The 12,083-nt window shown below is 71.0% G+C and carries 12 protein-coding genes; 2 read left to right on the top strand and 10 right to left on the bottom strand.

Annotated elements, in window-relative coordinates; all coding sequences use genetic code 11:
• Window positions 1-7: 7 nt before the first annotated feature.
• From G569_RS0131930 to G569_RS63215, 3 genes are all read right to left on the bottom strand, one after another.
• Complete coding sequence (locus G569_RS0131930; RefSeq protein ID WP_028066433.1) at window positions 8-340, bottom strand: peptidoglycan-binding domain-containing protein; 333 nt, start codon at window positions 338-340, stop codon at window positions 8-10.
• An 84-nt stretch (window positions 341-424) separates the two neighbouring features.
• Window positions 425-733: an SUKH-4 family immunity protein gene (locus tag G569_RS0131925; protein ID WP_028066432.1), complete on the bottom strand. Its 309-nt coding sequence runs from the start codon at window positions 731-733 to the stop codon at window positions 425-427.
• A 30-nt stretch (window positions 734-763) separates the two neighbouring features.
• Window positions 764-2,374, bottom strand: a complete 1,611-nt coding sequence (locus G569_RS63215) for a hypothetical protein (RefSeq protein ID WP_157592457.1) — start codon at window positions 2,372-2,374, stop codon at window positions 764-766.
• A 77-nt stretch (window positions 2,375-2,451) separates the two neighbouring features.
• On the opposite strand from G569_RS63215, the gene G569_RS0131915 reads away from it, so the two are divergent.
• Both G569_RS0131915 and G569_RS0131910 read left to right on the top strand, forming a co-directional pair.
• Window positions 2,452-3,273, top strand: coding sequence for an NAD(P)-dependent oxidoreductase (locus G569_RS0131915; RefSeq protein WP_028066430.1), 822 nt, complete (start codon window positions 2,452-2,454; stop codon window positions 3,271-3,273).
• Complete coding sequence (locus G569_RS0131910) at window positions 3,270-3,470, top strand: hypothetical protein (protein ID WP_157592456.1); 201 nt, start codon at window positions 3,270-3,272, stop codon at window positions 3,468-3,470. The genes G569_RS0131915 and G569_RS0131910 overlap by 4 nt, the downstream gene beginning before the upstream one ends.
• Here the strand turns inward: G569_RS0131910 and G569_RS59425 are convergent.
• The 7 genes from G569_RS59425 to G569_RS53265 are packed head-to-tail and all read right to left on the bottom strand — an operon-like array spanning window position 3,430 to window position 12,069.
• On the bottom strand, window positions 3,430-4,446 hold the full coding sequence (locus G569_RS59425; RefSeq protein ID WP_053227275.1) for an LLM class flavin-dependent oxidoreductase: 1,017 nt from the start codon (window positions 4,444-4,446) through the stop codon (window positions 3,430-3,432). The two genes, G569_RS0131910 and G569_RS59425, sit on opposite strands and share 41 nt — an antisense overlap.
• On the bottom strand, window positions 4,443-5,291 hold the full coding sequence (locus tag G569_RS0131900) for a 3-hydroxyacyl-CoA dehydrogenase family protein (protein WP_028066428.1): 849 nt from the start codon (window positions 5,289-5,291) through the stop codon (window positions 4,443-4,445). Before G569_RS0131900 ends, G569_RS59425 begins: the two co-directional genes overlap by 4 nt.
• Before the next feature lie 8 nt (window positions 5,292-5,299).
• The gene (locus tag G569_RS0131895) at window positions 5,300-6,427 is read right to left on the bottom strand and encodes an acyl-CoA dehydrogenase family protein (protein ID WP_028066427.1); all 1,128 of its coding nucleotides are present in this window, start codon (window positions 6,425-6,427) and stop codon (window positions 5,300-5,302) included.
• Window position 6,428: 1 nt separating this feature from the next.
• The gene (locus G569_RS0131890) at window positions 6,429-7,586 is read right to left on the bottom strand and encodes a thiolase family protein (protein WP_053227274.1); all 1,158 of its coding nucleotides are present in this window, start codon (window positions 7,584-7,586) and stop codon (window positions 6,429-6,431) included.
• A 15-nt stretch (window positions 7,587-7,601) separates the two neighbouring features.
• Complete coding sequence (locus tag G569_RS0131885; RefSeq protein ID WP_211233143.1) at window positions 7,602-8,786, bottom strand: acyl-CoA dehydrogenase family protein; 1,185 nt, start codon at window positions 8,784-8,786, stop codon at window positions 7,602-7,604.
• The gene (locus G569_RS0131880) at window positions 8,783-10,390 is read right to left on the bottom strand and encodes a class I adenylate-forming enzyme family protein (protein WP_053227273.1); all 1,608 of its coding nucleotides are present in this window, start codon (window positions 10,388-10,390) and stop codon (window positions 8,783-8,785) included. The genes G569_RS0131885 and G569_RS0131880 overlap by 4 nt, the downstream gene beginning before the upstream one ends.
• Window positions 10,387-12,069, bottom strand: coding sequence for a class I adenylate-forming enzyme family protein (locus G569_RS53265; RefSeq protein ID WP_053227272.1), 1,683 nt, complete (start codon window positions 12,067-12,069; stop codon window positions 10,387-10,389). The genes G569_RS0131880 and G569_RS53265 overlap by 4 nt, the downstream gene beginning before the upstream one ends.
• Between the last annotated feature and the right edge of the window lie 14 nt (window positions 12,070-12,083).

The following is a 12,083-nucleotide window of genomic DNA, read 5'->3' as shown; positions in this document are numbered from 1 at the left end:
CCTGACTCTACTCCCGCAGGAGCGCGTCGGCGGTCGCGGCGTCAGGGATGCCGTCGACCGGCAGGCCCTCGGAGGCCTGGAAGCGAGCGACGGCGTCCATCGTCGCGCGGTCGTAGCGGCCGGTGAGCGCGTCGGCGGGTAGGAAGCCGAGGGCGGCCAGCCGTTCCTGGGCCTCGCGGGCCTGCAGCGCGGGCGTGCCGTGGGCGGCGGCGGCGCCGGGCGAGAAGGCCGAGTCGACGATGGCGCCGAGCGTCGCCAGGAACTGGCGGCGCGGGCGCGTCGGACCGCGGTGGAGCGGGGCGGGCCGAGCGGTGAAGGGGTGGGAGCTGAGATGAGGCATCGCGGGTCATCTCAAGTGTGGCCTCGGTTATGTCAAGAAACCATCAGGACTTCCCCCGAGCGCGCCTCCGGGATTCCCCCGAGATCAGTCAGCCTGGAGCAGGTCGTACTCGATGATCGGCTGCCAGTAGGACGACGGATGCCCGTACGCGGCAGGATCGCTCGCGATGAGCTCGGCCTCCAGTGCGGCGATGGGCACGTCCCGCCCGTACGCCGCAAGCGACCGCCGGTACTGGTCGACCGACGAATTGACCACCCACTCCCTGTCCTCGAGCCGGGCCACGACCGCGCCGTCCTCCAGCACGAGGATGTCGGCCTCGAGGTCGCGCCCGATCCGCGTCGCCGTTCCCGCCCCGTAGGGCACGACCTCGGGTTCGCAAGCAAAGAACTCCACCCCGACAACTTAAACGGGGTCAGACCCTCTTTAGGTTGTGCAGGCCTTGATCGTCTTGGTGGCCTTGAGCGGGGAGCCGGTCTTGAAGGTCACGGTGGCTTGGAGGCGGAAGCGCTTGGGGAGCTTGCGCAGCGTGACCTTGCCGGCGATCTTCGGGCTCTTGCGCAGGGCGGCGCGCTTGCCGTTGACGCGCAGCTCGATGCGGGTGACGGCCTGGCCGCTCTTGAAGGTGACCGCGAGCGTGCGCTTGCGTGCGCAGGCGCCGAACTTGACGAAGTCGGCGAGTTTCGGGCGCGCGGCGGGGGTCGGGGTGGGTGAGGGTGTGGGCGTCGGCAGGGCGGGGACCGGCGTCGGCGTCGGGTCGGGCGGCGGAGGTGGCGGTGGCTGGGGCGAGCAGTCGGGCCCGGTGCCGGTCGCGACCGCGTGGCTGGCCCTCTGCGCGCCATCCCACGCCGAGTAGGCGATGACCAGGTACTTGCCGCCGCCCGCGGCGGGATCGCGGTAGTAGCGCGGACCGGCGGCGGCCGGCGACATCCGCGACGTCTCGTTCGGCCAGGGCGCGCCGATGCCGGTCGTCGTCGCCCCCCACACCTCGTGGCCGGCGGGCATGATCCGGGTCGCGGCCACCACGATGTTCCCGTCGGCGTCGGCGGCGACGGTCGCGGTGGTGAACTGGTTCCCGCCCGCGGCGTAGGGCTTCGGCGACTCCCAGGCCCCGTTGAAGCGGGCGACGTAGAGGTCGTCGCCGACGCGCCAGGCCGCCACCGCGCCGCTCGGATGGCGGGCGAGATCGAGGGTCCCGGGCGCCCCGGGGGCATCGTCCTGGACGAGCTGCGTCGCGCCCCACACCCCGCCCGAGCGGACGGTCGCCTCGACGTCGAAGCCCTCGTGGTCGAGGACGATCAGCCGGCCGGCGCCGTCGTACTCGACCGCATCGGGCCCGTCCGTCTTGCTGAACGCCGGACCCGCCGGGTGCGGAACCGGTTCGCTGGCGCCCGGCCAGGGCTGGCCCGGCGGGCGGATGTACGCCCCGAGCGGATCGTCCGCGCCGAGGTTCTTCTGGCCGACCACCGCGACCTCACCCGCACCGCTCACGGCCAGAACGCCGGTGTACAGACCCGTCAGCTGCTTCGCGTTCTCCCAGGCGCCGCCGACCGGCCGATAACTGGCGAAGACGTCGCGCTTGCTCCCGGACACCCAGGTGACCGCCGCGGCGCCCGCGTCGGAGATGTCGACGTCGAACTCGCTGATGTCGCCGGTCGCGATCGGCTCCGGCGCGCTCCAGTCGCCGCCGTTCGCGCGGTACGACGCGAACAGGTGGTGCTTGACACTCGACTGCTCGTCCGTCCAGACCAGCACCGCCGCGCCGCCGGACGCCACCGCGAGATCGTGCGCGTGCGTCAGGTACTGGGGCGAGCCCGCCACGTGGGACTGCGTCCAGCTCGACCCGCACCGCCGCATGACCATCGCCTGCTCGTCGGAGCCGACGTCGAGCTTCGCTCCGACGAACGCGTTGCCGGCGGCGTCGACCCCGACCTGCTCGCCGTAATAGCGGAACTCCGCGATCCCGTGCCCCGTCTCGACCGGCTCCGGCGGACCGAAGGCGACGGCGGCGAGTGCGGCAGCGAGCAGAAGTCTCATGGCGCGCTCACGATCCTCCGCGATCGCGGTCGCCGGCGTCAAGTCCAGGTCGGGTCTCGTCCGGGTATCCCCGACCAATGGCCCGGATCGGTTGGATCGGCCTCGGCGCGATGGGAGCGCCGATGGCGGAGTGCGCGTCGCGCGCCGGCAACGAGGTGGTCGCGTTCGACGCCGACCCGTCGCGCACCCAGGTGGGCAGCGCGAGCGAAGCGGCAGCCGACGCCGACCTGCTCGTCGTCATGGTCGCGACGCCGGAGCAGCTGGACAGCGTCCTCGAGGAGGTCGCGCTCGGCGCTTCGACCACGGTGGTGATCATGTCCACGGTCGGCCCGGCGCCGCTGCGCGCGTGGGCCGAGAAGCTCGACAACGACATCGTCGACGCGCCGGTCTCGGGCGGCGTCGCGCGGGCGGCGGACGGCGATCTGCTGATCATGGCGGGGGGAGCCGAGCGTGCGGTGGCCAAGGCCCGGCCGCTGCTGGACGCTCTCGCCCGCAGCGCACCGCACGTCGGACCGGAACCCGGCGACGGACAGAAGGTCAAGCTCGTCAATCAGCTGCTGTGCGGCGTCCACATCGCCGCCGCGGCGGAGGGCCTGGCGTTCGCGGAGTCGCTCGGCCTCGACGCCCGCGCGACGTGGGAGATCCTGCGCGAGGGCGCGGCCGCGTCCTTCATGCTCGACGACCGCGGCGAGCGGATGGTCGCCGGCGCCTTCGACGAGGCCAAGAGCGCGCTCGACATCTTCGTCAAGGACATGGGCCTCGTGACCGCGGCGGCCGGCGACAAGGCGCCGATGGCCGCGGCGGCCGAGCAGCTCTACCTGGCCGGCCGCCAAGCGGGGCTCGGCCGCAAGGACGATTCATCGCTGATCGAGGTCCTGCGGGATAGGCTCGGGGCATGAGCCATGTGGAGCGGATCGATCGCGGGTGGATCTACGTCGACGGCAACCGCGCCGACGACGGCAGCTTCACGCTCGGTTCGGGCGGCGTGCTGCGCTTCAGCCCGTTCGACGCGATCCGCGACCGTCAGGCGGCGCAGATCCCGTGGAGCGCGATCCTCAAGGCGTCGGTGCAGCGCCTGGCGTTCTGGCGCCGCTGATCACCTCGCGCCCGAAGCGCTCGATCGCCGCCAGGGTCGCCTCGTGCGACGGGCCGGTCGGCTGGCGCAGGCGGATCGCGATGTGGTCGGCGCCGGTGCGCGCGACCCAGTCGGCGACGGTCGCCCGGATCTCCTCGCCGTCGCCGACGAGGAACCGGTCCGGGGCGACGCGCTCGAACGTGAAGTCCTCGCGCGAGCGGATCTCGTCGACCCACGGCTCGAACTCGCGCAGGTAGGTCCCGACGTTGAAGTAGAGACGGTGGACCTTCATGGCGTGCGGCGCCCACTCGTCGAGGTCGCCGATCCAGGCCTCGCGGAAGAGGGCGACGTGGCCGCGCGGCGAGGAGTCGTGCGGCGTGGCCGCGCCGGGAAGCGCCGCGCGGTACCGCGCGGCGAGGCGGGCGGCGGCGTCGATGCCGCGTTGCGGGTCGCAGACCCAGCCGTCGGCGCGCTCCGCGGCGCGGCGCAGGCCGCGCGGGCCGTGGGCGCCGATCCAGATCGTCGGGCGGCGGCCGCCCGCCGTGACCTGGCCGCGGCGGCCGTGGACCTCGAACGGCTCGCCGCTGAACGCCGCGTCGAGCACGTCCAGGACCTCGTCGAAGAGCGCTTGGCGCCGCGAACGATCACGCCCGAAGAGCTCGAAGTCGACGTGCGCGGACCCGAGACCGAGGATCAGCCGGCCGCCCGTGGCGTGGTCGAGCATCAGCGCGTCCTCGGCGAGCCGCACCGGGTCGTACAACGGCGCGGCCGCGACCAGGGTGCCCAGCCGGATCGTCGAGGTGCGGGCGCCCAGCCACCCCAACAGCAGCAGCGGCGACACCAACGCGCCGCCGTGCGCCTGGTGGAACTCGGGCAGGTACACGGCCTCGAAGCCGGCGGCCTCGGCCGCGAGCACCTCCTCCCCCAGCTCGCCGATCAACGAGCCCAGCGACACCCCGCGAGCCTGGATCGGCAGGACGAGGCCGAACGAGCTCACGTCGCGGAGTCGTAGGCCGTGAACCCACGGCCGGTCTTGCGCCCGAGGTGCCCGCCGTTGACCAGCACGCGCAGGTTCTGCGGCGCGAGGAACCGCTCTCCATACGAGCCCCGCATCGCGTCGGCGACGTGGAGCGCGGTGTCCAGGCCGGAGAAGTCCATCGTGTCCAGCGGCCCCATCGCGTGCCCGAACCCGAGCCGGCAGGCGGTGTTGACGTCCTCGACCGACGCGATCCCCTCTTCGACGATCCGCATCGCCTCCAACCCGAGGGCGATGATCAGCCGCGAGGTGATGAACCCGGGCGTGTCCTTGTCGCACACCACGGTCTGCTTGCCGTAGCGCGCCGCCAACTCCACGGTGGAGGCGAGCGTCTCGTCGGAGGTCTCGACCCCGCGGATGATCTCGATCAGCTGCATGACCGGCGGCGGGTTGAACCAGTGCGACCCGATCACCCGGTCCGGCCGCTTGGTCGCCGCCGCCAGCAGCGAGATCGAGAACTGCGACGTGTTGGAGGCGATGATCACGTCGTCGCGCAGCGCCTCGTCCAACGACGCCAGCACGCGCCGCTTGACGTCGAGGTCCTCGACCACGGTCTCGATCGCGTGATCGGCAGCAGCGTCGATCTCCGTCGAGAACGACAGCCGCGCCAACACCGCGTCAGCCGCTTCGGAGGACAGCCGCTCGACCTTGACCGACCGTCCCAGCGACTTGGAGATCCGCGCCTGCGCCCGCTCCAGCGCCTCCGAGGAGATGTCGACCAGGGTCACGTCGAACCCCGCCGTGGCGACGACCTGGGCGATGCCGTTGCCCATGATCCCGCCACCCACCACGACCACTCGCTGCATGCGATCTCCTAGAGGCCGAGCGAGCGGCCGACGATCTCTTTCATGATCTCCGTCGTGCCGCCGTAGATGCGCTGCACGCGGGCGTCGCGCCACATGCGCGCGATCTCGTACTCCTCCATGTAGCCGTAGCCGCCGTGCATCTGCAGGCCGAGGTCGATGACCTTGAACTGCAGCTCGGTCGTCCAGTACTTGGCGCCCGCCGCGTCCTCCGGGGTCAGCTCGCCGGCGACCTGCAACGCCAGGCAGCGATCGACGTACACGCGGGCGATCTGCACCGCGGTCGCGGCCTCGGCCAACGAGAAGCGGTTGGCCTGGAAGGACCCGACCGGCTTGCCGAACGCGTTGCGGCCCTTGACGTACTCCAACGTGATCTCCAGAGCGCGCTCAGCGGACGCCACCGCCGTCACGGCGATCGAGAGCCGCTCCTGCGGCAGGTTGCGCATCAGCAGCGACAGCCCGCGCCCGACCTCGCCGATCACGTCCTCCGGCGGCACGACGACGTCGTCGAAGAACAGCTCCGCCGTGTCCTGTCCCTTGCGGCCGACCTTGTCGAGCTTGCGCCCGCGGGTGAACCCCTCCGCGTCAGAGGGAACCGCCAGCAGCGACATCCCCTCGCCCGTCCGCGCGGCGACGATCACCAGATCCGCCTGGATGCCCGAGGACACGAAGGTCTTCGAGCCGCTCAACCGATACGCGGAGCCGTCCCACTTCGCGGTCGAGGCGATCGCGCGCAGGTCCGACCCCGTCCCCGGCTCGGTCATCGCGATCGCCGGGACGATGTCGCCCGTCGTCACCCCCGGAAGCCACCGCGCCCGCTGCGGCTCGTCGGTGAGGTCCTGCAGGTACGGCACGACGATGTCGTTGACGAGCGCGAAGTTGTCCGTGACCGCGCCGGTGTAGGCGACCTCCTCGTCGATGATCGCGTTGAAGCGGAAGTCGTGCAGACCGAGCCCGCCGTGCTCCTCCGGGGCGGAGAAGCCGACGAAGCCCTGGGCGGCGGCCTTGCGCCAGAACGCGCGGTCGATGACCCCGTCCGCCTCCCATTCCTCGGTCTTGGGCACGGCCTCCTTGGTCAGGAAGCCGCGGACCGACTCGCGGAAGTCCTCGTGCTCGGGCTCGAAGATCGTCCGTCGCATGTCAGACGCGCTGGATCAGCGTGCCCGTGCCCAGGCCGCCGCCACAGCACATCGTCACGAGACCCACTTCCTTGTCTGAGTCCTCGAGCTCGTGCAGCAGCGTCGTCAACAGCCGCGCGCCGGTCGAGCCGAGCGGGTGCCCGAGCGCCATCGCGCCCCCGCGCGGGTTCACGCGGTCCATGTCCGGGTCGTACTCGCGCCGCCAGGCGGCCACGACGGGCGCGAACGCTTCGTTGATCTCGACGTAGTCGATGTCGTCGATGCTCATCGAGTTGCGCTGCAGGAGCTTGCGCGTCGCCGGGATCGGACCCTCGAGCATCTTCACCGGGTCACAGCCGACGCTGGTCGTGTCGACGATCCGTGCCCGCGGCGTCAGCCCCAGCGCGTCGGCCTTCGCCCGCGACATCAGCAGCACCGCGGCCGCGCCGTCGGAGATCTGCGACGAGTTGCCGGCCGTGATCCGCCCGTCGGGCTTGAACGCGGGCTTGAGCTGCGAGAGCGCCTCGAGGTTCGTGTCCGGCCGGATGCCCTGGTCCGTCGCCACGGCGTGCCCGTCGATCTGCACCGGCACGATCTCGCGCTCGAACCAGCCCTGCTCGGTCGCGCGTGCCGCCTTGCGGTGCGACTCGACCGCGAGCTCGTCGAGCTCGGAGCGCGGGATCTCGTACTCCTCGGCGATCAGCTCGGCACCGATCCCCTGACCCTGGACGTTGTGGTGGTCCCAGAACTTCTGGGTCCAGGGCGAGCCGAACTCCTGCTGCGCCTTCGCGCCCGCCGCGAACGAGATGTGGCCCATGTGCTCGACGCCCGAGCCGATCACGACGTCGTGGATGCCCGACGCGATCAGCGCCGCGCCGACGCTGACCGCCTGCTGGCCCGAGCCGCACTGCAGGTCGATCGTCGACGCCGACGCCTCGATCGGCAGCCCTTCCTGCAGCCACGCGTTGCGGGCGATGTTCATCGTCTGCTCGCCGAACTGCTGCACGCAGCCCGCGATCACGTACTCGACCTCGGCGGCGTCGAGACCGGTGCGCGACAGCAGCTCCGTGTAGGTCAGCCCGAGCAGGTCGGCCGGATGCAGGTCCTTGTAGTAGCCCTTTTCGGCGTGTCCGCGCCCGATCGGGGTGCGCACCGCGTCGATGATCACGACTTCGTTCATGTCGATTCTCTCTCGCTAGAAGGATCGGGGAAGGCCGAGGCTCTCGCCGACGTAGTTGCGCGCCATCTCGTTCGAGATCGGGCCGATCTCGAGCAGCCGGACGTCGCGCCAGTAGCGCTGCATGTCGTATTCCATGGCGTAGCCGTTGCCGCCGAGGATCTGGATGCCGGCGTCGGCGCCCGCGACCGCGTACTGGGACGTCAGCGCCTTCGCCGTCGTCGCCTCGACGCCGCACGGCCGGCCTTCGCGCTCCAGCCACGCCGCGCGGTAGGTGTGCAGGCGGCAGGTCTCCAGGTTCATCGCGATGTCGGCGATCTTGTGCTGGATCGCTTGCATCTGCGCGATCGGCTTGCCGAACGCGGTGCGCTGATTCGCGTACGCGATCGCGTCCTCGAGCACGCCCGCGAGGATCCCGGTGCACATCGCGGCGACCATGATCCGCTCGCTGTTGAGCGACGCCATGACGTACTTCCAGCCCTGGTCGACCTCGCCCAGCACGTCCTCGTCGGCCACGAAGACGTCGCGCAGGCTGATCTGGCAGGAGCCGAGCGCGCGCATGCCGAGCTTCGGGATCGGCTTGGCGTCGAAGCCCTCCGTGCCCTTGCGGACCATCAGCATCGTCAGCCCGCGCGAAGGCTTGTCGTGGTCGGAGGTGCGGGCGAGCACGATCACGCGATCGGCGACGTGCGAGAGCGTCGACCAGATCTTGGTCCCATTGATCAGCCAGCCGCCGTCGGTGCGGGTCGCGCGGGTCTTCATCGCGCGCAGGACATCGGTGCCGCCGTCGGGCTCGGTCATCGCGAACGCGAACTGCAGCTTGCCCTCCGCCAGACGCGGCAACAGCTCGGCCTGCTGCTGCGGCGAGCCGTGCAGGACGATCGCCTTGCCGCCCGACCAGACGTTGATGCCCCACAGCCAGGCGAGCCCCGCGAGCGAGCGCGAGAGCTCCTCCATCACGATCACCTGGTCGATCAGGTCGCCGCCCTCGCCGCCAAGCTCCTCCGGGATGCCGATCCCGTTGAGCCCCGCCTTGGCGATCCGCTCGGCCAACTCGGTGGGGTACTCCTCGCGCCCCTCGAGCTCGCGCGAGAACGCCTTCGGCAACCGCTTCTCGACGAAGTCGTGCACGGTCTTGCGCAGCATGCGCTGCTCCGGGGTGAAGTCGAAGGACAGCCCCGGGGGCGCGTCGATCGCCGTCATGCGTGCACCCCCAACTCAGCCAGCAACCGCTCCTTCAAGGCGAACCGCTGGATCTTCGTGGTCGACATCGGCCACTCGGCGCCGTCGATGAACCGGATCAGCCGCGGCACCTTGAAAGAGGCGATCTTCCCCCGGCAGTGCGCGATCAGCACCTCCGGCGTGACCTCGACGCCCGGCAGCAGCTCGACGAACGCCGCCGGCACCTCGACGAGCCGCTCGTCGGGGATCCCGACCACCTGCGCGAGCTTGACCGCCGGATGGGTGCACAGCTGCGCCTCGACCTCCTGCGGCGCGACGTTCTCGCCGCCGACCTTGAGCGTCTCCTTGACGCGGCCGAGGAAGAGCACGGCACCGTGCTCGTCCATGACGCCGAGGTCCTGCATCGTCACCCAGCCGCCTTCGAGCATCGACTCGGCGTTCTTGCGCGGCGACTTGTAGTACTCGGTCAGCGTGTTCCAGCCGCGGAAGAGGATCGTGCCCGGCGTGCCGGGCGGCACGTCCTGTCCGTCCTCCCCCACGACCTTCAGCTCGAGCCCGGGCTGGCAGCGCCCGCACGTGTTCAGGCGCGTCTCGAGCGGGTCGTCGCGGCGGACGAGCGTCACCGGCCCGCCTTCGGTCCCGCCGTAGGTCGTCAGCTGGATAGCGTGCGGGATCCGATCCTGGAACTTGGCCAGGACCTCCGGCGGCGCGACGTTGAGGAACGTGCGGATGCGGCTGAGGTCGGCGGCGGCGAAGTCCGGGTGGCTGATCAGGTCCTCCATCACCGGCTGGTAGGCGGGATAGAACTCGGTCGCCTGCTCGGTCTCCATCGCCCGCAACGCGCGGCCGGCGTCCCAGCTGTAGTCGCTGATGAAGGTCGCGCCGACGCCCAGCACCCACGTCAGGCAGCCGAGCGCGGTCACGTGGTAGAGCGGCAGCGCCGTCCAGTGCCGGTCCTCGCGCGTCGTCTCCCACACGCGCCCGGTCGTCGTCCAGATCCGGACGTTGGCCTCGTGCGAGAGGATCGCGCCGCGCGGCGCGCTGGTCGTGCCGGACGTGTAGAGGATCAGTGCGGGGTCGCGCACGCGCTGGCCCTCGACGCGGGTGATCAGCGCGCGCTCGTCGACCTGCTCGCCGAGCAGGTCGAACTCGCGCCGCGAGATCATCCCCTCGGGCTCGCGCTCGCCCATCATCACCGTGTGGCGCAGTGCCGGCGGCATGCCCGCCTCCTCGATCAGCGCCGTGAAGTCGACGTGCGCGTCGGCGTGATCGTGGGTGAGCAGGACGACCATGTCGGCGTCCTCGACGATCGTGCGCAGCTCGGTCGTGCGGTAGCGGGCGTTGATCGGGACGACCACGGCGCCGGCGAGCGAGATCCCGAAGTAGGTCGCGACCAGGTCCGGGTGATTGGTCATCAGGAAGCCGACGTGCTCGCCCGGCTGGACGCCGAGCGCGAGCAGCGACTTCGCGATCCCCCACGCGCGGTCGGTCAGCTCGCGGTAGGTCCAGCGCGAGTCCGGGAAGACGAGCGCCTCATGGTCCGGGTCACGCTTCGCGCTGCGCAGCAGCAGGTGGCCGAGCGGCATGACGTCCTCGGCCAGGACGAGGTCGGTGGGAACCCTCACGAGTGGACCTCCGCAGCGCGCGAGTGCGAGCCCCCCGGGCGAGTACTCGCAGCGACGCGAGCCGCCAGGCGAGCGTCGCCGAGTTCGGCGGCGAGCCGGTCGCGCAGCGCGAACCGCTGGATCTTCGTGGCCGACATCGGCCACTCGTCGCCCTCGATGAACCGGATCAGCCGCGGGACCTTGAAGCTCGCGATCCGGCCGCGGCAGTGCTCGATCAGCTCCTCGGCGGTGACGTCCACCCCGGGTTGGAGCTCGACGAACGCCGCCGGCACCTCGACCAGCCGCTCGTCCGCCATCCCGACGACCTGCGCGAGCTTGACCGCGGGGTGCGTGCACAGGTGCGACTCGACCTCCTGCGGCGCGACGTTCTCGCCGCCGACCTTCAGCGTCTCCTTGGCGCGGCCCAGGAACAGCACCTGGTCCTTGGCGTCGACGACGCCGAGATCGGACATCGTCACCCACCCGTCGCCCGGCATCGACTCCGCGGTCTTCTCGGGCGACTTGTAGTAGCGCTCGAGCGTGTTGTAGCCGCGGAACTGGATGATCCCCGGCTCGCCTGGCGCGAGCACGCGGCCGTCCTCGCCGACGACGCGCAGCTCGAGGCCCGGATGCGGATGGCCGGACGTGTTCATGCGGTCCTCGTAGGCGTCGTCGAGGCGGGTGACCGTCACGGGCCCGCCCTCGGTCCCGCCGTACATCGTCAGCTCGATCGCCTGCGGGATCCGCTCCTGGAACTTGCGCAGCACCTCGGGCGGGCAGGTGTTGAGGATCACCCGGAGCGCGCTCAGGTCGGTCGAGGCGAAGTCCGGGTGGCCGATGAAGTCCTCCATGATCGGCTGGTAGGCCGGGAAGAACTGGGTTGCGCGCTCGTCCGCCATGGCCTTCAGCGCCCGGCCGGCATCCCAGGCGTAGTCGCTGATGAACGTCGCGCCGTGGCCGATCGTCCACGTCATCGAGCCCATCGCGGCGACGTGGAAGAGCGGCAGCGGGTTGTACTGCTTGTCCCGCGGCGTCGTCGCGAAGATCCGCCCGCTCGACATCCACACGCGCACGAACGCTTCGTGGGTGAGGATCGCGCCGCGCGGGGCGCTGGTCGTGCCAGACGTGTACAGGATGATCGCGGGGTCGCGGACGCGCTGACCCTCGACCCGGAGCCGGGTCGCCTCGTCGTCGGCGAGCGCGTCGAACTCGCGTCGCGAGATGAAGCCGTCGGGCTCGCGCGCGCCCATCATCACGACGTGGCGCAGGCGTGGCGGCCGTCGCTCGGCGAACGCCTCGTCGATCAGCGCGGTGAAGTCGACGTGGGCGTCGGCCGCGTCGTGGGTGAGCAGCGCGACCATGTCCGCGTCCTCGACGATCGAGCCCAGCTCGGCCGTGCGGTAGCGGGCGTTGACGGGGACGACGGTCGCCCCGGACAGGGAGATCCCGAAGATCGACGCGAGGATGTCCGGGTGGTTGGTCATCAGGATCCCGACGTGCTCGTCGGGCTGCACGCCGAGCGCGACGAGCGAGGAGGCGACCGACCACGCGCGCTCCGCCAGCTCGCCGTACGTCAGGCGCGTGTCCGGGAAGACGAGCGCCTCGTGATCCGGGTCGCGGCGGGCTGAGCGCAGCAGCAGATGCCCGAGCGGCATCACGTCCTGGGCGATTTGGATGCTGTCGATCGGCGCGGTCGCCATGGGTGGTTCTCTCT

The sequence above is a fragment of the Solirubrobacter soli DSM 22325 genome, assembly GCF_000423665.1.
Lineage (GTDB): Bacteria > Actinomycetota > Thermoleophilia > Solirubrobacterales > Solirubrobacteraceae > Solirubrobacter > Solirubrobacter soli.
The sequence above is the reverse complement of the archived record's forward strand: the minus strand, read 5'-3'. Positions and strand labels throughout refer to the sequence as shown.

Coding starts and splice junctions, on each gene's coding strand:
- G569_RS0131930 (WP_028066433.1), bottom strand. CDS start 340: ATGCCTCATCTCAGCTCCCACCCCTTCACCGCTCGGCCCGCCCCGCTC.
- G569_RS63215 (WP_157592457.1), bottom strand. CDS start 2,374: ATGAGACTTCTGCTCGCTGCCGCACTCGCCGCCGTCGCCTTCGGTCCG.
- G569_RS0131915 (WP_028066430.1), top strand. CDS start 2,452: ATGGCCCGGATCGGTTGGATCGGCCTCGGCGCGATGGGAGCGCCGATG.
- G569_RS0131910 (WP_157592456.1), top strand. CDS start 3,270: ATGAGCCATGTGGAGCGGATCGATCGCGGGTGGATCTACGTCGACGGC.
- G569_RS0131900 (WP_028066428.1), bottom strand. CDS start 5,291: ATGCAGCGAGTGGTCGTGGTGGGTGGCGGGATCATGGGCAACGGCATC.
- G569_RS0131895 (WP_028066427.1), bottom strand. CDS start 6,427: ATGCGACGGACGATCTTCGAGCCCGAGCACGAGGACTTCCGCGAGTCG.
- G569_RS0131890 (WP_053227274.1), bottom strand. CDS start 7,586: ATGAACGAAGTCGTGATCATCGACGCGGTGCGCACCCCGATCGGGCGC.
- G569_RS0131885 (WP_211233143.1), bottom strand. CDS start 8,786: ATGACGGCGATCGACGCGCCCCCGGGGCTGTCCTTCGACTTCACCCCG.
- G569_RS53265 (WP_053227272.1), bottom strand. CDS start 12,069: ATGGCGACCGCGCCGATCGACAGCATCCAAATCGCCCAGGACGTGATG.